Genomic DNA, 18,097 nt, shown 5'->3' on the forward strand with positions numbered 1-18,097 from the left:
TGTCCGGCCCGTACGACGCGGCGGCCTCGGATGGCCGTGGCGCATCACGCTTCCTGGCGGCCAGTCGTTCGGCGTGCTGGTGAGTCGTGCGGCGCCACAACGTGTCGATGTCTTCAGGGCTGAACTCGGACAGGGCGGCCGACACTCACGCAGTGGGCGACACGACCGCAACGCCATCTGCCTCCGCGGGCCCTGCCACGGCCTGCTCACCCACATCGACCAGGACATCGGCACCCTGACCGTCCCCGTGCCGCGCCTCTCGCCGGACGAGCTCGAGACGTGCGCCCGCTACCGCATCACTCGCGAACGACTCCGCTGCAACGACCGGACTAAGCCGTACGTCGCCCCCTGCACTGAGCCGACCCGCCATGCTCCTACAGCCCTATAGGTCGTGTCTCCTTCGTGCCTCGCGTGCCCGTAAGCAACCGTGGGGAGCCACGCACTCGGCGGGCCGCAGGTCGTGTACGGCGTCGGCTCGATACCATCTCACCGTGATTTCCAGCGCCCGCACCACGGTCTTCGACATCGACGGCACGCTCTGCTTCGACGGACGGGCGATCGACAGCCGGATCCTCGCCGCCATCGAGGCCTGTGAACACGCCGGTCACCAGCTGGTCTTCGCGTCCGCCAGGCCGGTCCGCGACCTCCTGCCCGTCCTCAACGGAGCATTCCCCGCCGCCACGCTGATCGGCGGGAACGGCAGCCTCGTCTCCATCGGCGGCCAGGTCCGGGCGCGCGCCGCGTTCAGTGCCGGCGAACTCGACAAGCTGCTGGTCGAGGCCGAGCGATACCAGGCGGGCTACCTCGCCGACGGCCCCTGGGATTACGCCTACACCGGGCCGGCCGACCACCCGATTCTCAGCCGCGTCGACCAAAGCCGCCTCGCCCGTCGGGTCGACCTCGCCGACCTTCCCTCCGTCGTGAAGTTCCTCGTGGTCAACGCGACCGACATGGCAGCCCTCGCCGAGGCCGGCCGCGTGCTAGGGATGACCGTCAACCATCACCTCGATGAGGCGATCATCGACTTCGCCCAGGGCACCACGAACAAGTGGGAGGCCCTGACCTCGCTGGGCATCGACGAGTACAACGCCTTCGGCAACGACATCAACGACATCGACCTGCTGCGCAACGCGCGGCACGGGGTCCGTGTCGGTGCCCACCCGAGCCTGGACGGCATCGCCCGTGTCACCGTCGCGCCCGACCCGGACGCCGTCGCCGCCGAGATCTCCAGGCTGGCCGCAGCGACGCCCGCGGCCTGAGTAGGTCTCCGGTCAGCTGCGAATCCAAGAAGACGGGCGCGTACGGCGCACAGCCGAAGCGGCAGGGCGCCCGTCCCACCCCGCTGCCCAGCCGTTATGACAACGGCGGCTGATGAGCAAGGGCCGCCATGGGAACCGGCGAAAACCCATGGGAGCATCCGCCGCGAAGATCCGCGTTAGGGAAGACTTGCCGGTCAGGAGCAGCGCTTCCGGGTCCAGCACTGGATACGGGTAGTACCGGCCACAGATGGATCTTGAAGATGCCGGCCTGGCCAGACGACAGCCTCTGCGACCCCGAAGGGATCTCCCGGCGAGAAGGCCGCGACCCGCGCCGGCTGCCTGACCAGAAATCCGGGACGCCCGAGGCTGAACCGGGTGCTGCGCCAACCGCAGAGGCGGTGGCGCCGATCGCGAGTGACTGATCCAGATGATGGCCGCCCGCACCCGGAGCCGCTCGTTAGTCGCGGACATGCAACTGATTGACTTGGATCATGCACCTGCTCTTCTCGTACGGAACGCTCCAGCAGCCCGAGGTCCAGCGAACGGTTTTCGGAGCCGAAATTGCAGGCGAGGCCGACGCCGTCGTCGGCCACCGTCTCGGCGAGGTCATCATTGAGGACCCTCACGTGATCGAGGTCAGCGGATCAGCGATCCACCCTGCTCTGATTACCGACAACAGCCCTGAGGCAGAGGTGATGGGCACCGTCTTCACACTCACCGATGACCAGTTGGCCCAGGCCGATGACTATGAGGTGGATGCATACCGCCGCGTCGAGGTACCGCTGCGGTCTGGGCGCACTGCCTGGGTTTACGCGCTCAGCTGAGCCCGGGGATCAACCACCTGGTCGCGCGGGCGACCAGGTGATGTGGTCCCGAAGCTGGTCCGCCTCGACCCTGACGCATCGCGAGACCGCTGTACGGCGCCGCGGCATGGGACGCCCTGCGTACCGACCCGGAGAACGTCCGGCTGCACCGTTCGCTGATGCAGGTCCTGGAACGGATGTGGAGCCTCCCAGGCCGAGAGCACCGTACGGCCCGACCTCACCAGCGGCGACTTCGCCCTACTCCTGGCCCGGGTGCTGCGCCGCTGCCCGGTCACGTCCACGGACGTGGCGTATGAATCGATCTTCGCGTGATCCTATTTCTGCAGGTTAAGCGGTAAGTGTCTGCGGGAGTGGGTTCTGGGCTGGTGTGTCGCTTGCGATGAGCCGGACGCGGGCCTTGGCGAGGATGTCCAGGCCCATGTAGCGGCGGGCCTCGGCCCATTGGTCGGTCTGCTCGGCCAGGACCGCGCCGACCAGGCGGATGATCGCTCCTCGGTCGGGGAAGATGCCGACCACGTCGGTGCGGCGTTGGACCTCCTTGTTCAGCCGCTCCTGCGGATTATTCGACCAAATCTGGCGCCAGGTCTCGCGGGGGAAGACAGCGAAAGCGAGCAGGTCCTCGCGGGCGGCGTCCAGATGCTCGCACGCGGCCGGATACTTGGCCTCCAGGGCATCGATGACCCAGGCATGCTGGGCGCGAACGGCGTGGGGACCTGGGGGTCAGTCGCGAGACGCTGCGCGTGTGGGGGCGTGCCGCGCAGGCTCGGGGCGAGGGAGAGCCGGCTGGGAAGACGGCATCGTCTGGGCGCGTAGTGTCGGACGACGTGCTGGAAGAGAAAAACAAGCAGCTCAAGGCTCGGATCCGGGAGCTGGAGCTGGAGCGGAACATCCTGCGCAAAGCTGCCAAGCTTTTCGCGGGCGAGACGAACTGGTGAGCCGCTTTCAGTTTGTTGAGGACCACAAGGCGCTCTTCGGGGTGAAGCGGTTGTGCCGGGCAGGTGTCACGCTCAGGCTTCTACCGGTGGCTGAAGGGCGCCGGTGCGCGGCTGGCCTGCGGTATGGCCGATGAGGAGCTGGCCGGGCGGATGCGGCGGTTCCACGCCGAGCATGACGGTCGCCCGGCTGGAAGCCCTGTTCACCGACGACCGCCACGCCCTACGAGAGCGGGTGCTCTGGAGGCTGCTGTATGAGACAGCCGCCCGCGCGGAGGAAATCCTCACACTGAACGTCGAAGACCTGGACCTGGAGTTCCGCCGCGCCCGCGTCACCAGCAAGGCGGCGCCATCGAATACGTGCACTGGGCCACCGCCACCGCCCGCCTCCTGCCGCGCCCGCCTCCCCCAAGGCCGCCAGGCCGGACCAGTCTTCCTCGCCGACCACCGCACCCCCACCTCCGGACCCCGCGCCCCCGCGGCCACCGACATCTGCCCCATCACCAGGCGCGGACGCCTGTCCTACCCCCGCGCCGAGTACCTGTTCAAAACCGCCTCCGCTGAACTGGACCCGCACGGCCAGGGGTGGACGCTGCACCAGCTCCGCCATAGCGCGCTACAGCATCTGGCTCAGGCTGGGCGCACCGCCCCCGAACTGCAGGCCAAGTCCCGCCACCAGCACCTGTGCAATTCCCTCCTGAGCAGGGTGAATGCGCTCGCGTGTACCTGGTGAAAGCTTCGTCAACGACAGGCCGGCTCGCCAGTGAGGTTTCACGAGCGCACCCGCGACGAGGCCAAGGCCGTCATGACCCAGAACATGCCGGCGGAGCTCGCCGACGACACCCTGGACATCCTCGCCTCCCCGAGCCCGGCCGAGCTGCGCGTCAGCCCGGACGTCCAGCGGGTCCTCGGCCGAGCCCCACGCCCCTTCGCCGACTGGGCCACCCGCAATGTCGCCGCGTTCCGCTGAGACTGCTCAGCGCCGCCGGAACTGCTCTTCATGCCCGGCGATCCACTGCTGATAGTCGAGGAGCCTGACCCGAAGTTGACGCCCGTCCCGTCGGCAAATGATCTTGAGTAGGAGATCACCGCCGCCCGTCCATGCCCATCCCAGCTGGTCACCAGCGTGACAGCCGGGTCCGGGGCGGGTCCGGAAACCCGGGGCGACGGCGTCGACGACCTTCTCCGGGGAGGAGTGACGTCGCCCGCGAGATGATTCTTCCCGGCGTTCCATGGGGACGGTCAGGTGCCGAGCACCAGCGGTACGAGGAAGTAGATCTCGACGGCCTCGTAGACCGCGCCGATGACGAAGAGCGCAAGCGCCGGGAGCCAGAGCCGGCCGAGTCGACTCAGGCCGCGCGCATAGGCCTGTCGTCGGGTGGTGGCACCCGCGGTCGCCGGTCGGAGCCAGGACCTGGCCAGCAGGTAGGCGCCGAACATCACCAGTGCGTAGGCCTGGAACTCGATGAGGATGGTCGGCGAGTGCGGGATGAGGATCAGTGCCGATGTGCGGTCGACGGGCGCCAGGAGGATCCCTATGTCGATCGTCTTGATCACGAAGACCAGAAGGCCCGCGAAGGGGATCACGAGCGACGGCAGGACGATGAGCAGCAGTGCTGTCGCGAACACGTTGACCAGGAAGATGGTCGCGCCGAAGGTCCAGGGGCTGCCGATCACGGTGTCGACGAGCGCCCCTTGGCCGCCGTCGACGAACGAGGACGTCCGCGCGGCGTGGAGATCGGGGAAGATCGCACCCAGGACCATGCCCAGGAGGAGCACCCCGTAGACGAGGGCATTGATCAGCAGGTATGCGCGCAGGTCGGCGCGGATGATCTGGAGCGGTCTGCGAAGACGGTTCATGATTCTCGTGTCCGTTTCTCTGGCGATGTGTCATCGACGCCTGCTGGAGCGGGCCCTGAGTGTTACCGGCCCGAGTGCTGCGTGCGGACCCGGCCTGTCGGCCGCAGCCTGGGGAGTCGGTCAGTTGCCCCCGGCGTCGAGCAGCCAGTGGTAGCGCAGCCGCAGCGCCCTTTCCATGCTGGCCAGCGCGGCGCCGAGGGCGAGCGTGATGTTGAGCCAGAGCGGCAGGTGGATGGGGGAGGTGAAGGTACCGAGGTTCTCGGCGATGGGTGGCACCTGCGAGATCGGCCCGATGATCTGCGGGAGGTTCAGTCCCACGCCGATCACGAGCATCACGACCGAGGTGGCGGCGACGATGCGGCTCACCGTCGGATGATCACGCTCGAGACGGGCTCGCCGGCCCTCGCCCGATTTCGGGTCGGGGACAAGTTGGTGTTCCTCGCCCGTGGTGGTGACGTAGTGGCAGCGCTTGATCCCGAAGCTGCTCGTCGCGACCTCGATGACGCCGCCCTCCACAGGGAACACGGCGGGGATCTTCGACTGGGCGTGATGGCGACCGTCGAGATACAGGTGTGCTGTGCTCTCGCCGCCCGACTGGTTGTCCCAGTGCCGCACGTCGACGGCATATGTCCCCGGCCGTCGGCCATCGGATGAGGGCCGGAGGTGGAACAGCGCGCGCCCTAACGGCAACTGCCACCAGCGAAACCGCTGAAGAGGGCGCCCGTCGCCCTGTTTGACCCGCCGGATCGCCCGGCTGCGCCGCCATGCCTTCAACACGTTCCCTCCGCTCCCCGGCCAATCCGGCCGATGCTCCCGGGGTCGCTTCATCACAACCTGACTAACACAGTGTGTTAGTCGCTCTGATGGCCAAGCTATCACAGTGTGCTAGTACAGTGTGATAGTGCTGTGAACGAGTGAGGCGGAGGCCCAGGAGATGACGGATCAGAACGAGCAGCCCAGCAGCCGGGACAAGGTTCTCCTGGCGGCGATGCAGTTGATCGGGGAAAACCCCGGGGCGAAGCTCAGCGTGCGAGCGGTCGCCGCGCGCGCGGGAGTGAGCACGGGATCCCTCCGGTTCCACTTCCCGACGCAGCGCGCGCTCCAGGACGAGGTACTCACCCGCCTGTACGACCTCGTCGTCTCCGAAGAGCGGATCCACGAACGGGACGCGCCGGCCCGTGACCGCCTTGTCGACTGCCTGCGCCAGGTCCTCGCCCCCGCCGGAGTCGGCGCCGGCGCACGGGAAGCGCACCGCACCATCCACGAGCAGTTCATCGCCTCGGAACCGACTGAGCAGGTGCGGGAGGCATATTTCGCCCTCGAACGGGAGGGGCGACGTCGCGTGGAGTACTGGCTGACGGTGCTCACGCAGGAAGGCGCTCTCGCCCCCGGCGACACCTCTCGGCGCGCGAAGTTCCTCCTTACCGTCCTGAACGGCCTCGCACTGGAGCGAGCCCTCCCCTCCGACGGCTCGATCTTGCAGTCCGAGAACGACACCCTCTACATGGCCGTCGACGCAATCCTGAACCCCGCAACATCCTGACCCGTCGACTTCGACCGCGTACGCAACGGCCGGTTCGATGTCCCCCAGGCCGTCGATGACAAGAACTCAGCCAAGCGCAGGATGCGCTGGTCAGCCAGTAGACGCTCGCTGGCCGGCCAGGCGTCACCCTCGCCGGGATGTGCGGCCAGGGAACTCAGATCTGGTTCAGGCCGCCGTCGACGTACAGGCTCGAACCGGTGATGAAGCTGCTCTGCTCGGAGGCGAGGAAGGCCACGGCGGCGGCGATCTCCTCCGGGCGCCCGAGCCTGCCCAGCGGCACCTGCGTGGCCAGGTGCTGCCTGAGACCGGCGGCCTGTTCCGGGTCGGGAGCCAGCCCCGACAGGCCAGGAGTGTCGGTCGGGCCGGGCGTGATGGTGTTGACCCGGATGCCGCGTCCCTTGAGCTCGTTGGCCCAGGTCCGGGCGAACGATCGGGTGGCGGCCTTGGTCGCCGCGTACACGCCGAACGCCTCCGCGCCGACGTCCACGTTGGTGGAGCCGTTCAAAATCACCGAGGCGCCGTCGTTGAGCAGCGGCAGCGCCTTCTGAACGGTGAACAGCGTGCCCCGGACGTTGATACCGAAGAGGGTGTCGAAGTGCTCCTGCGTGACCTGCTCAAGCGGCACGAATGCGGCGACGGAGGCATTGGCGAACAGGACGTCCAGGCCCCGTCCCCGGCCGCGGATCGTCTCGTAGAGCCGATCCAGGTCGGCCGGAATCGAGATGTCGCCGATCACCGCGGTGGCCGCTGAGCCGATCATTTCGACGGCCGCGTCGAGTTCGGTCTTGCGCCGGCCGGTGATGAACACGTGTGCGCCTTCGGCTGCCAGCCGTACGGCGCCGGCCAGGCCGATTCCGGTGCTGCCGCCGGTGACGAGAGCGGTCTTCCCCGCAAGTAGTCCCATGTGAATGACCCCTTCCGACTTCTGCATCGATCGCTGCCGAAGTCGAACGATAGCACTTCTGCAGCGATCGATGCAGAAGAGGTAGGCTGCGGGGGTGGTGACCAACCAGAGCGGCATCATCGGCCGACCGCGGGGATTCGACGCCGACGACGCTCTCGAGCGCGCCATGCTGGTCTTCTGGGAGCACGGCTACGAGGGGGCCAGTCTGGCCAGGCTGACCGAGGCGATGGGCATCTCCGCCAAAAGCATGTACGCGGCCTTCGGCAACAAGGAAGAGCTGTTTCGTAAGGCCCTGGAGCGCTACACAGAAGGCCCGAGCGCATACCTGGCCCGGGCCTTGCAGGAGCCGACCGCCCTCGGCGTCGCCGCCACGCTCCTGGCCGGCACCGTCCGAACCACCACCCGCCCGGCCCATCCCCACGGCTGCCTGGGCGTCCAGGGCGCCTTGGCCGCCAGCGACTCCGGGCGCGCAGTCCGTGACCTTCTCGCCGCCTGGCGCAACAACGGCTGCTCCCGCGTCCGAGAGCGGTTCCAGCGAGCCGTCGACGACGGCGACCTGCCTCCAGCTACCGATCCGGGGCTCCTGGCCCGCTATGTCACCACCTTGGCATTCGGCATCGCCGTGCAAGCCGCCAGTGGCGTCGGCCGCGACGAACTCCAGGAGATGGCCGACGCCGCCCTACGCACCTGGCCGCTCCCCTGACAACCATCCGAGGTTCGCCGTCGCGAGCAACCGCTCGCTCTAACGGCCGGGGTTCACAAAGCCCCCGTTCATGAGGAAGCATGCCGACGGAGTGTGGCCGGAAGCGATCAAGATGATCGTCGTTGTTGGGCTGGACCGCGGCACCCTGCCATGATCGCTCACGGCGGGTTCCCCGGCCCGCCCGCCGCACCCAGCGTGCGCGTCTCCACGTACCGGGGGCTCCACGTGTCGTTGCCGTGGTCAGTCGCTCTAAGCGGCTGCCGGTATCGGGGTCCAGGGGGTTTGGAATTCCGTGGTCCCGGTAGCGGTATCGGATCACCTTCACTCTGGCAGCGCCGGTGAACTCGACTCCGTCATGGGCGATTCACGCCAGGATGACGGCGATCCCGGCGCCCAGGAAGATCAGGCCCGCCATGCCGCTCAGGACGCTGGGCAGGACACGGTAACGCGCGGTGAAGACCCGGGCTGCTTGAGACTGTCCGTCGAGGTAGGCGATCGGGACCCGCTGGCCGACGGTCAGCCGCAGGCCGATCCCGGCCACCTGCGGAGTGAACTCGATGTGGTATCCGGCCTTGTCGGTGAAGGCGATGACGAAACGCTGGACGAGTCGTCCACGACCGCCCCGATCACCGTGCCCCACCCGTGCACGCCGTACCGCTGTAACCGGGAGACCAGGCGCCGCTCCCTGACCGCGAAGACCAGAAGGCCGAGCGAGGTGGCGAGGAAGACGAGGCCGGCCACTACGGTCATCATGCTGGGAATACTACGGAACCCCGGGCCCCGCGGCTGAGCGCGTCTGGGAAAGGGGGCGGCGTCATCATCCTCCTCGTCCAGGTCGTCGACGACCTCATCCCACGCCCGGTTGCCTCTGTTCAGCCATCCGCCCATCCTCCGAAAAGATCGCCAAAAGGAAAGGATCAAGCACCCCGCACGCGGATGATTCGCCGCCCAGCTCAAGGAAAGCTTCAGAACAAGGACGCCTGCGGTGGCCGCGCTCCCGGCATCTACGCCCCTTCCTCGTCCACACCGCCGTCGCCCTCAGGCACGTCGGGGATCTCGCCGAGCTGCCGCTACCTCGTCCCGCCGCGGCCCGGGCACGCGACGCCGCGCCCCTACCGGCAATCCCACCTCACCGGGCTGGATCCGGTCACGCCGCGACCTAAGAAACTCACCGAACTCACGCAAGTCCATACCGACCATCCTGCAGCGTTGCCGCAACGCGAGCCAGGGAACGCCACCACCACCCTGGGCGTGGCCCGCAGCCGCTCCGGCGACCGAGAGGCGGAGCACGCACACCTCGGTCACGGAAACGGAGAGGTACGGTCGCAGCCCTCAGCAGCAGCGCGCACCTGGTGCTGCGTTCCTCAAAGGGTGCAGGTGAACCGACGGCGTAGCTGCACCTCCGCCCACCGGTCCCAGCTGGAGGGCAGCAGCCACAGGCCGTGCACGAAGACGGCGGGGACCCTGCCGGAGTCGTTGGCCCGCTCGATCTGCTCCTGCTCGTGGCTCATGACAGCTTCTCCTTCAGGAAGGCGATCGCCTGCGCGATGGCAGCCTCGGCGGCGTTGGTGCCGCGCAAGGCGTTGAGCATGACGAAGTCGTGGATGTTCCCCTGGTAGCGGACGGCCACGACCGGCACGCCCGCGTCGCGCAGCCGGGCCGCGTAGGCCTCGCCCTCGTCCCGCAGGACGTCGGCCTCGGCCGTGATGACCAGCGCCGCAGGCAGACCAGCGAGCTGCTCGCCGGTGGCGCGCAGCGGCGAGGCGGTGGGCTCGTTCCGCTCCCTCTCCCCGGCGGTGTACTGGGCGGCGGCCAGATTCTGCCCAATCGCCACCCGGGTAGCGCGCCTCCGGCGAGCGGTCGTAGTTGACGAACACCACTGCCGCGCCCGCGCCCTTGGCCAGCTCGCGGACCAAGCGGCCATGCGTGTGGTCGTCGCCGAACACCCACCCGGCGCCGTGGATGTAGAGGATCACCGGCGGCGGGCCCGCCGCGTCGGCGGGGCGGAAGATCGTCAGGTTCTCCACGCTCTCGCGCGTGGTGCCCGGCACCTCGATCTCGGGCGACTGTGCCTCATCGACGGCCTTGCGGCCGTCCTCCATCGGAAGCTGGAAGGGGTACGGCGGAGCGCTCGTCGCCTCGGCGAAGGCCTGCGCTGCCGGTTCCAGAACGGGTTTGGACATGCTCGTGCCCTCCTCGGGAGGGATCGGTGATGCCCATCGAAGCAACCGCCGTTCCCTGGCACGAGGCAGATCGCAGGCAGAACGGCAGGCAGAAGCCGCCTGTGCTCATCCGCAGGTGGCTTGGACATGGCCATCGGGCCGGCAAGGCGCGGCGCTGGTTTCGGCCCCGGCCCTTCTTTGGAGTGCGACAGCCCCGAGGGGGCGCTCGGCAACGCCGAGATCCGAACCGGTCCGGGCTGGTTGGAGGCCCTGAAGCCGGCATGATCGTGCTGGCGGAAGCGAGATTCACACGCGATGTCGGCGTGCACCGTGAGGCGTTGCGCAGCTGGGTGCGTCAGTCGGAGATCGACGGCGGGCAGCGGCCCGGCACGTCGACCGAGGACGCGCTGCGGATCGCCGAGCTCGAGCGGGAGGTCCGTGAGCTGCGCGTGCCGGCGCAGCAGGGTCCCCGGCGTCACCAGTCGGTGAGCACGCAGCGCCGCCGACGGTCCCCGAGCCGGCGCGGCCGGCACCGCTCGATCCGCCCGGCTCCCGGATCAGGTGAAGGAGACCGAACCGGTGTCGTGGGCGTCGTGGAGGACGCCGGCCAGTTCATCGGCCAGGTCGGCGGTGGCGGCCACGACGCCGCTCCAGCGTTTGGTGAGGTCGGTGTCCAGCTCGACGGCGCGCCCGAACACGTCCCTGACTGCGCCGCCGGCCACGTCGGCCAGCACGACCGCGGCTGCGATGTCCACCAGGCGATGTGTGTCGGTGGCGGCGTCGGCGAAGGCATCGGTCGCGCCCTGCGCCACGAGCGCCGCCTCCAGGCAGCTCGTGGACAGGATCCGGACGCGGACCGCCCGCCGTGCCACCGCCCACCAGGCCGCGGTCGCCCGGGGATTGGCCGGGTGGGGCCGCAGGAGGGAGACGGCCGCGCCGTCCAGCGTCCGGCGGCCGCTCGTACGCAGCGGCGACGGCACCCCGGACCGAGCCCACCAGCTGCGGCCCGTGTCCAGCCAGACGGTCAGCGCCTCGGTGAAGACGCCGTCCTCGGCCACGGCCGCCGAGAAGGCCGACAGCGGGACCCCGGCCGCGGCGTTGGCCGAGCCGTCCACCGGGTCCATGACCAGGGTCAGCGCCGACCCGCGGTCCACCCAGCCGCTCTCCTCGGTCAGGACGTTGACCGGATGTCGTGACAGCGCGGCCAGGATGGCGTCCTCCACGAGCACGTCGATGCGCATCGTGGGGGTGCCGTCCGCCCCGTCCGCGACGACGGCCGCCAGACTGGCGCGGTCGTGCTCGGCGGTGGCGACGGTGTACGCCTCCAGCGCCGCCGCCGCGGCGGCGGCGAGGGCCGGATGCGTCTCCGCCGGCACCCCCTGCCCGCTCTGCCGCACCGTCATCGTCCGACCCCCGCGAGCAGCACCGGGTCACCCGCCGCGACGGTCATGCGCACGGTCGGCCACCCCCGTTCGACGGTCACCACGGTCAGATCCCCGCGCTGCCCCTCGGCCAGGGCGCCCCGGTCCGTCAGCCCGGCCACGGCGGCCGGGCCCGAGGTGACCAGCGCCACCGCCCCCGGCAGCGGCACGACGCCCCGCGCGGCCAGCAGCAGCGCCGCCGCCAGCGGGGCGGAGGGCAGGTAGTCGCTGGACAGGCCGTCCACCAGCCCCGCCGCCACCAGCTCGGCCGCCGACACGTTGCCCGAGTGGGAGCCGCCGCGCAGGACGTTCGGCGCCCCGGCCACCACCCGCAGCCCGCGTTCCCTGGCCGCCCGCGCGGCCTCCAGCGTGGTCGGGAACTCCGCGACCGCGACCCCGTTGGCCACCGCCACGTCGATCTCGGCCGCGGTCACGGGGTCGTGCGCGAGCAACCTGGCCCGGCCCAGCGCCGCCAGCTCCGCCAGCCGGCCGAGCGCGATCTCCCGGTGCCCGATGCGCGTGTCGCGCTCGGCCACCAGCGTCTCGACCCGCCGCTGCGCCTCCTCCGCGGAGATGCCCTCGGTGCCCTCCAGCCAGCGCCGGTACACGGCCGAGTCCCGGTACTGCCCCTGCCCCGGCGTGTGGTCCTCGAAGGACACCAGCGGCGGCGGCACGGGCGCGTCGAAGTCGGACAGGCAGGCGTCCAGGGCGGCCAGGCCGTCGGGGTCGCGGGCGTCGAGCCGGTAGAGGACGCGGTGGTCCACCAGCGCATGCCCGGAGGCGCCACGCGCACGCAGCGCGGCGTCCAGGCGGCGGGCCCGCTCGACGGTACGGCCCTTGCGGTCGTGCGATTCGAACGCCACCCCGTGGAACACGGTCGTGACCCCGGCCGCCCGTACCCGCCCCTCGAAGCTGGACACCCCGAACTCCACCTCGAACTCCGCCCCCGGCCGGGGTCGCAGCTCGGTCTCCAGCCCGTCGGAGTGGGTGTCGACGATGCCGGGCAGCAGCAGCGCGCCCCGCAGATCCACGGCCTCCGCCGGCACCGCGCCGGGCCGGGCGGGCCCGACGTAGGTGATCAACCCGCCCTCCGTGACGACCAGCGCGTCGTCGATGACGCGGTCGGGCAGTACGGCCTGAGCATGCGCGAGCACCCTCATCGGGCCACCTCCAGGTTCAGTTCGGATTCACGCAGGACGGCGCGGGGCGGCCCGTCGGCGGCCACCCTGCCGTCCTTGAGCACCACGACCCGGGTGGCCAGCCGCTCGATGGCGTCGAGGTCGTGGAAGACGGAGAGCACGGCCACGCCCGCCCCCGTCAAGTCGGCGATCATGGACAGCACGGCCTCCCGGTTGACCGGGTCGAGCGCGGAGACCGGCTCGTCGAGCAGCAGCAGCCTGGGGGGTGAGATGGTGCCGGCGGCCAGGTTCACGCGCTGCTTCTGGCCGCCCGACAGGACGGTGGTGTGCATGGCCCACAGCCGCTCCTCGATGCCCAGCCGGCGCAGGGCGGCCGCGGCGGCATCGCGGGCCGCGTCGAGGTCCAGGCCGCGGGCGGCCCCGGCACGCGCCACCACGTCGAGCACGGCCCGGCGCGGCTCGGCCCGCAGGAACTGCGAGACGTAGCCCAGATCCCGTCCGCGCAGGTCGGCGACCTGCGCGTCGGGCAGTGCCGCCAGGTCCACGCTCTGGCCCGACGAGGTACGCAGCAGGATCCGCCCGGCCGTCGGCACGTACGTGCGGTGGACGCAGCGCAGCAGCGACGACTTCCCGGCTCCGGACGCACCGGCCAGGGCGACGTGCTCGCCGGCGGCCACGTCCAGGTCCACGCCGTGCAGCGCCCCCACGGTGCGCCCGTCGATCGTGTGCAGGGTGAACGACTTGGCCAGCCCCCTGATCTCCAGAACGTTCATCCGCGCGCCGCCGCCACCAGTCGCTGGCTGTAGGGGTGCTGCGGATCCTCCAGAAGCTGGTCGGTCAGACCGGTCTCGACGACGCGGCCGTGTTGCATCACCATCACCCTCCTGGTCAGCATCTCGATGACGCCGAAATCGTGGGAGACGACCACGGCGGCCACGCCGAGCCGTTCGAGCAGGTTGCGGAGCAGGTCGAGCACGCCGGCCGCGACCGAGGCGTCCAGTCCCGTCGTGGGCTCGTCGAGCAGCAGCACCGGCGGGCGGTTGGCCAGCGCCTTGGCGATCTGCACGCGCTGGCGCATGCCGCCGGAGAAGGTGCGTACGGGGTCGTCCATGCGCGACAGCGGCACCTCGGTCAGCTCCAGCAGCTCGGCGGCCCGCTCCCGGATGCGGCCGAAGTGCCGGCCGCCGGCGGCGGTGAGCCGCTCGGCGATGTTGCCGCCCGCGCTCGTGTCCAGGTCGAGCCCGGCGGCCGGGTCCTGGTAGACGACCGAGACGCGGTCGATGCGCAGCCGCCGCCGCTCGCCGTCGCCGAGCGCCAGCACGTCGGTCCGCCCGTCGTCGTAGCCGCGCAGGTACGCGCTGCCCCGGCTGGGCCGCTCGTCACCGGCCACGCAGCGCATGACCGTGGACTTGCCGGACCCCGACTCGCCGACGATGCCCAGCGCCTCGCCCGGCTCCACCTCGAAGCCGACGTCCCAGACCGCCACGACGGCACCGGTCGCGGGCGAGACCGAGGTGCCGTGCTCGGGCCCGGTGCCGGGCAGCGACCGCGCCCCCGGGTCGCCGTAGACCCTGCCGAGCCCCTCCACCTTCAACGCCCAGTTCATTGATCCTTCTCCCTGTTACGCGCGCAGAAGTCCGTGTCGCTGCACACCCAGGCCACGGAACCGGCCACGGACGGCACCTCCACCAGGTACGACTCCTGCGAGCCGCAGTGCCGGCAGGCCGCGCCGGGTGTGTGCTCGACCTCGAACGGAATGTCCTCGAACACCAGCGGCTCCACCACGGTGTGCGGCGGCACCGCGTAGATCCGCTTCTCCCGCCCCGCCCCGAACAACGTCAGCTGCTCGGCCCGATCCAGCTTCGGCACGTCGAACCTGGGGATCGGCGTGGGCGAGATCAGGTAGCGGTCGTTCACCATGCACGGGTAACCGGCCGTCTTGGTGACGACGCCGTTGCGGACGACGTCCTCGTACAGGCCGACCCACATGCGCGAGTAGTCGGCCTCGGCGTGCATCCTGCGCTGCTCGCGCACGTCGTGCTCGACCGCGCGCAGCGGCTCGGGCACCGGCACCTGGAGCACGAGCACCTGGTCGGCGCGCAGCGGCGTCTCGGGGATGCGGTGCCTGGACTGGATCAGGCTCGCCTCGCGGGTGTCGCTCTCCTCCTGGCAGCCGACGTGGTTCACGACCAGGCGGCGCAGGTTGGATGCGTTCACGCCGCCGTCGTCGCCCTGGTCGATGACCTTGAGCCGGTCCTGCGGGCCGACGAGCGCCAGCGTCACCTGCAGCCCGCCCGAGCCCCAGCCGCGGGCCACCGGCATCTCGCGCGAGCCGAACGGCACCTGGTAGCCCGGCACGGCCACCGCGGTCAGCGCCGCCCGGCGCACCTCACGCTTGGACAGCTCGTCGAAGATGCCCCGGCGGCCGCCGTCGCCGGCGAGGTCCGTGATCGTCCTCATCGCGCGGCCACCTCCCGCGCGGCGGCCCGTACCGCCCGCTTGCGGTCGAGCACCGACCGGAAGTCCACGTAGTGGGGCAACTTGAGGTGCTCGAGGAAGCCGGACGCCTCGATGCCGTCGAGGGTCAGCAGCACCTCCTGCTCCAGCTCCGTACGGCCGCCGTCGCGGTGGACCAGCAGGTCGAGTCCGGCCATGGCGATGGCCTTGCGCTCGTTGTGGCCGAAGCACATGCCGTAGCCGAGGTCGAGGCGGCTGCGGTCCTCCTCGGCCCGGTCGAGGTCGTCGATCGTCTCGACCTCGGTCACCCGCACCTCGGTCACGGTGACCGGGGCGCCGGTGAGCGGGTGGCGGACCCGTACGGGGAGGGCGCCGTGGCGGACCTCGCCGGGGAACTCGTGGTTGTGGCGGCCCGGCCGGAAGGTGTGCGAGTACCACAGGTGCACCAGGGCGCCGGTCTCGGCCCTGGCCATCGCGGTCAGGCGGGCCGAGCGGGGCACTCCGGGGCGGATGGGAGAGCGGGTGATGTCGTACGGCTCGGGGTCGCCGTCCGTGCGCCTGTCCACCAGCAGGTCCATGGAACGGAGCAGGCCGAGCAGGCGCGGCGGGTGGCGCAGGTCCGCGTCGTCCACGTGACCGTGGCCGTTCACCTGGGGCTCATCGGGCTCCCGCAGGCGGGCCTTGGCCTGCTCCTCCGGCATGAGGTCGAGCAGGCGGCCCACGTAGTCGAGCGTGCGGCCCAGGAGCTGGCTGCCCGGCGGGTTGCGGAAGGCGGGAGAGATGCGGCGCGAGACCTTCAGCTCGTCGGCGTGCACCGGCTCGGAGTAGGCCACCCGGGGCAGCGTCGAGCGGTGTGCCCTGATGAGCTGCGCCGCCTCCTGCACGTCGCCCTCGGACTGGCGCAGCGCCCTGGCCGCCAGCTCGGGGGCCCACAGACCGCCCTCCCCCATGATCCGGTCCACGGCCGACCGCAGCCGGCCGGTGATCTGGTCGATGCCGAGCCAGTCGCTGGGCCCGCCGTACCGGCGGCGTTCGACGAGCCGTTCGGCGGCGAGGATGGCCTCGTGGCCGCCGCTGGCACCTGAGTAGCCCATTCAGTGCTCTCCGTTCTCGATCTCGATGCGGGTGCTGCGCGGCAGCCCGGCGACCGTCCCGTCCTGAGCGACGAAGAACGTGTCGATGCCCGCGGGGAAGCCGGCGTTGGCGGCGGCGAGGGCCTCGAACACGTCCCGGGCCAGGCCGGTGACGCGTAGCCGCCGCGTGCCGGGCACACCGGGGCCGCTGAGCGTCAGGACGACCTCGGGCCCGTCCTGACCGGGACCGTTCCCGCCGAGACCCGCGACGGCGGCCACCAGGCGCGTGCCGAGCTCGGGGTGCAGAGCGTCGCCCCTGGTCAGCGCGGCGATCTCGACGGACGTGGGCGGACGCAGCGCGACCACCATGCGGGCCTCGTGCGGCGGGGCCACGGGCGCGGAGGACGCCAGGTGCAGGGCGCGGGCCCAGTACTCCTCACCAGGCGTGGTCAGTACGGCCGTCGGCACCTCGACGTCGGCCAGCCCGGCCGCGACGCCCAGCGCGGGAGGCCCGTCGCCGGTCCCGACGGCGTCCAGCACACCGGGTCTGGACAGCACGTTCAGCAGGGCACGGAAGTCGGCCTGCGCCCGCGCCGCCGTCGGCGTCACCGCGCGGACGTGGACGCCGATCCCCTGGACGGCGGTGACGGTCATGTCAGCTCCTCGAAGGCCACGCGGGTCAGCGACACCTCGGCCCATTCGGCGGCGTCCTCCCTGGCCCGGCGTTCGGCGACGGCCGCGCACAGGGCGTGCACGTCGCCGGCGGCGGGCAGCCCGGCCGCCGCGGCGGCGTCCAGGAGGGCGGCGGCCAGGGCGGCCACGCGGTCGTCGCCGCCCCGCATGCACCATCCGGCCGTCCCCGCGACCTCGACGGTGCACGAGGTGACCAGCACCTCGCCCAGGTGGAAGCGCTCCTCGGCCACCGGCTCGCGCACGGTGAGCATCACCATGCCCACCTCGGGCGCGTGCAGGACGGTGGGCTCGCCCAGATCGCCCGACTGGAGCAGGCGCTCGGCGAGGGGCAGCAGTTCGTCGGGAGTCGCGGCGGCCAGCAGCTCGGCGCGTTCCTCCCTGGTCATCACGTCGGTCAATGCATTTCCTCTTCGATCTCAAAGGTGACGTCGAGGACGTCGGGCCGCAGGTAGGTGCGGGCGTACTCGACGTATGGGCCGCCGGCGGCGCGGTTCACGCTCTCGGCCAGCCAGACGGGGCCGCGGCTGCCGTCGGTCAGGTGTTCGGCGATGCCCTGCGGGGGCACGTCGAGGCTGATCCGGTAGCGGGAGCGGACGACGGTGAGCCCGTAGCGGCGGCTCAGGACCTTGTGCAGGGAGACACCGTCGCCGAGCTCCCTGTCCAGGTTCAGCAGGGGGCGCCGGGGCAGGACGCTGGTGGCGTACGCGGCGACCTCGCCGTTCACGCTGAACACCCGCTCGACCGTCCACACGGCCGCGCCGGTGGCCAGGGCGAGCCGTGAGCGTTCCTGCTCGACGGCCCGGCGGACGCCGCAGGTGATCAGCCGGGCCCCCGGCTCGGCGCCCGCCAGCCGCACGGTCTCGCTGAACGACGGCGGGAAGTGGCCGGAGATCACATACTCCACGCGTCCGCGCCTGAAGGTGCCGACACCCTGGACGCGGCGCACCAGCAACCGCCGCTCCAGCTCCTGCAGGGCGGCGCGGGCGGCCGGCCTGCTGACCTGGAAACGTTCGGCCAGCACGTGCTCGCTCGGCACCTGCGCTCCCACGGGAACGTGCGCCAGCTCCGCCTCCAGGATGTCGGCCATCTCCAGGTAGCGCTGCGTGCTTGTCATGACAAGTAGCCTC

General features: G+C 70.8%; 21 protein-coding genes and 4 pseudogenes. 7 read left to right on the top strand and 18 right to left on the bottom strand.

The annotated features are described in order from the left end of the window. Window positions 1–491 precede the first annotated feature (491 nt). Together AB0L65_RS50245 and AB0L65_RS50250 are read left to right on the top strand one after the other, a co-directional pair. Window positions 492–1,259 carry an HAD family hydrolase gene (locus AB0L65_RS50245; RefSeq protein WP_364261975.1) on the top strand — a complete coding sequence of 256 codons (768 nt, stop codon included), beginning with the start codon at window positions 492–494 and terminating at the stop codon, window positions 1,257–1,259. 491 nt (window positions 1,260–1,750) lie between these two features. Then, a complete protein-coding gene (locus tag AB0L65_RS50250; protein WP_355349594.1) occupies window positions 1,751–2,083 on the top strand; it encodes a gamma-glutamylcyclotransferase family protein in 333 nt (110 codons plus the stop codon). 327 nt (window positions 2,084–2,410) lie between these two features. Here AB0L65_RS50250 and AB0L65_RS50255 read toward each other — a convergent pair. Continuing rightward, a pseudogene (locus tag AB0L65_RS50255) lies at window positions 2,411–2,788 on the bottom strand (transposase); the annotation flags it as partial. Between the two features lie 5 nt (window positions 2,789–2,793). Here AB0L65_RS50255 and AB0L65_RS50260 point away from each other — a divergent pair. The 3 genes and pseudogenes from AB0L65_RS50260 to AB0L65_RS50270 all read left to right on the top strand — a co-directional run. Further along, a pseudogene (locus AB0L65_RS50260) lies at window positions 2,794–3,198 on the top strand (IS3 family transposase); the annotation flags it as partial. Beyond that, window positions 3,191–3,748 carry a site-specific integrase gene (locus AB0L65_RS50265; RefSeq protein WP_364262062.1) on the top strand — a complete coding sequence of 186 codons (558 nt, stop codon included), beginning with the start codon at window positions 3,191–3,193 and terminating at the stop codon, window positions 3,746–3,748. The pseudogene AB0L65_RS50260 and the gene AB0L65_RS50265, both read left to right, overlap by 8 nt. 30 nt (window positions 3,749–3,778) lie before the next feature. Then, window positions 3,779–3,985 carry a hypothetical protein gene (locus AB0L65_RS50270; RefSeq protein WP_364261978.1) on the top strand — a complete coding sequence of 69 codons (207 nt, stop codon included), beginning with the start codon at window positions 3,779–3,781 and terminating at the stop codon, window positions 3,983–3,985. 272 nt (window positions 3,986–4,257) lie between these two features. On the opposite strand, the gene AB0L65_RS50275 is transcribed toward AB0L65_RS50270, so the two are convergent. Both AB0L65_RS50275 and AB0L65_RS50280 read right to left on the bottom strand, forming a co-directional pair. Further along, on the bottom strand, window positions 4,258–4,875 hold the full coding sequence (locus tag AB0L65_RS50275; RefSeq protein WP_364261981.1) for a stage II sporulation protein M: 618 nt from the start codon (window positions 4,873–4,875) through the stop codon (window positions 4,258–4,260). 120 nt (window positions 4,876–4,995) lie between these two features. Next, the gene (locus AB0L65_RS50280; protein WP_364262065.1) at window positions 4,996–5,652 is read right to left on the bottom strand and encodes a hypothetical protein; all 657 of its coding nucleotides are present in this window, start codon (window positions 5,650–5,652) and stop codon (window positions 4,996–4,998) included. A 157-nt stretch (window positions 5,653–5,809) separates the two neighbouring features. On the opposite strand from AB0L65_RS50280, the gene AB0L65_RS50285 reads away from it, so the two are divergent. Then, the gene (locus AB0L65_RS50285; RefSeq protein ID WP_364261984.1) at window positions 5,810–6,418 is read left to right on the top strand and encodes a TetR/AcrR family transcriptional regulator; all 609 of its coding nucleotides are present in this window, start codon (window positions 5,810–5,812) and stop codon (window positions 6,416–6,418) included. Window positions 6,419–6,572: 154 nt separating this feature from the next. On the opposite strand, the gene AB0L65_RS50290 is transcribed toward AB0L65_RS50285, so the two are convergent. After that, window positions 6,573–7,322: an SDR family oxidoreductase gene (locus tag AB0L65_RS50290; protein WP_364261987.1), complete on the bottom strand. Its 750-nt coding sequence runs from the start codon at window positions 7,320–7,322 to the stop codon at window positions 6,573–6,575. 94 nt (window positions 7,323–7,416) lie between these two features. Between AB0L65_RS50290 and AB0L65_RS50295 the strand changes: the two genes are divergently transcribed. Next, entirely contained in the window at window positions 7,417–8,025 is a 609-nt protein-coding gene (locus AB0L65_RS50295; protein WP_364261989.1) for a TetR/AcrR family transcriptional regulator, read from the top strand. A gap of 364 nt (window positions 8,026–8,389) precedes the next feature. On the opposite strand, the gene AB0L65_RS50300 is transcribed toward AB0L65_RS50295, so the two are convergent. The 14 genes and pseudogenes from AB0L65_RS50300 to AB0L65_RS50365 form a co-directional block, all read right to left on the bottom strand. After that, window positions 8,390–8,665 carry a DUF3592 domain-containing protein gene (locus AB0L65_RS50300; protein ID WP_364261992.1) on the bottom strand — a complete coding sequence of 92 codons (276 nt, stop codon included), beginning with the start codon at window positions 8,663–8,665 and terminating at the stop codon, window positions 8,390–8,392. A 428-nt stretch (window positions 8,666–9,093) separates the two neighbouring features. After that, a pseudogene (locus AB0L65_RS50305) lies at window positions 9,094–9,216 on the bottom strand (transcriptional regulator); the annotation flags it as partial. A 173-nt stretch (window positions 9,217–9,389) separates the two neighbouring features. After that, on the bottom strand, window positions 9,390–9,536 hold the full coding sequence (locus AB0L65_RS50310) for a hypothetical protein (protein ID WP_364262074.1): 147 nt from the start codon (window positions 9,534–9,536) through the stop codon (window positions 9,390–9,392). Beyond that, entirely contained in the window at window positions 9,533–9,859 is a 327-nt protein-coding gene (locus tag AB0L65_RS50315) for an alpha/beta hydrolase fold domain-containing protein (RefSeq protein ID WP_364261995.1), read from the bottom strand. Before AB0L65_RS50315 ends, AB0L65_RS50310 begins: the two co-directional genes overlap by 4 nt. A gap of 61 nt (window positions 9,860–9,920) precedes the next feature. After that, a pseudogene (locus AB0L65_RS50320) lies at window positions 9,921–10,208 on the bottom strand (esterase); the annotation flags it as partial. Between the two features lie 536 nt (window positions 10,209–10,744). Continuing rightward, a complete protein-coding gene (locus AB0L65_RS50325; protein ID WP_364261998.1) occupies window positions 10,745–11,590 on the bottom strand; it encodes an inositol monophosphatase family protein in 846 nt (281 codons plus the stop codon). Continuing rightward, complete coding sequence (locus tag AB0L65_RS50330; RefSeq protein WP_364262001.1) at window positions 11,587–12,768, bottom strand: alpha-D-ribose 1-methylphosphonate 5-triphosphate diphosphatase; 1,182 nt, start codon at window positions 12,766–12,768, stop codon at window positions 11,587–11,589. The genes AB0L65_RS50325 and AB0L65_RS50330 overlap by 4 nt, the downstream gene beginning before the upstream one ends. Then, entirely contained in the window at window positions 12,765–13,520 is a 756-nt protein-coding gene (locus AB0L65_RS50335) for an ATP-binding cassette domain-containing protein (protein WP_364262004.1), read from the bottom strand. Before AB0L65_RS50335 ends, AB0L65_RS50330 begins: the two co-directional genes overlap by 4 nt. Then, window positions 13,517–14,353, bottom strand: coding sequence for an ATP-binding cassette domain-containing protein (locus tag AB0L65_RS50340; protein WP_364262007.1), 837 nt, complete (start codon window positions 14,351–14,353; stop codon window positions 13,517–13,519). The genes AB0L65_RS50335 and AB0L65_RS50340 overlap by 4 nt, the downstream gene beginning before the upstream one ends. Beyond that, window positions 14,350–15,207 (bottom strand): alpha-D-ribose 1-methylphosphonate 5-phosphate C-P-lyase PhnJ, encoded by an 858-nt coding sequence (locus AB0L65_RS50345; RefSeq protein WP_364262010.1) that lies wholly within the window; start codon window positions 15,205–15,207, stop codon window positions 14,350–14,352. The genes AB0L65_RS50340 and AB0L65_RS50345 overlap by 4 nt, the downstream gene beginning before the upstream one ends. Beyond that, on the bottom strand, window positions 15,204–16,298 hold the full coding sequence (locus tag AB0L65_RS50350; protein WP_364262013.1) for a carbon-phosphorus lyase complex subunit PhnI: 1,095 nt from the start codon (window positions 16,296–16,298) through the stop codon (window positions 15,204–15,206). The genes AB0L65_RS50345 and AB0L65_RS50350 overlap by 4 nt, the downstream gene beginning before the upstream one ends. Further along, the gene (phnH, locus tag AB0L65_RS50355) at window positions 16,299–16,931 is read right to left on the bottom strand and encodes a phosphonate C-P lyase system protein PhnH (RefSeq protein WP_364262016.1); all 633 of its coding nucleotides are present in this window, start codon (window positions 16,929–16,931) and stop codon (window positions 16,299–16,301) included. It abuts the gene before it with no gap. Continuing rightward, complete coding sequence (phnG, locus tag AB0L65_RS50360) at window positions 16,928–17,359, bottom strand: phosphonate C-P lyase system protein PhnG (RefSeq protein ID WP_364262068.1); 432 nt, start codon at window positions 17,357–17,359, stop codon at window positions 16,928–16,930. The genes phnH and phnG overlap by 4 nt, the downstream gene beginning before the upstream one ends. 5 nt (window positions 17,360–17,364) lie before the next feature. After that, window positions 17,365–18,084 carry a GntR family transcriptional regulator gene (locus AB0L65_RS50365; protein WP_364262019.1) on the bottom strand — a complete coding sequence of 240 codons (720 nt, stop codon included), beginning with the start codon at window positions 18,082–18,084 and terminating at the stop codon, window positions 17,365–17,367. Window positions 18,085–18,097 lie beyond the last annotated feature (13 nt).

It is taken from the genome of Nonomuraea sp. NPDC052116 (genome assembly GCF_040680035.1).
Lineage (GTDB): Bacteria > Actinomycetota > Actinomycetes > Streptosporangiales > Streptosporangiaceae > Nonomuraea > Nonomuraea angiospora_A.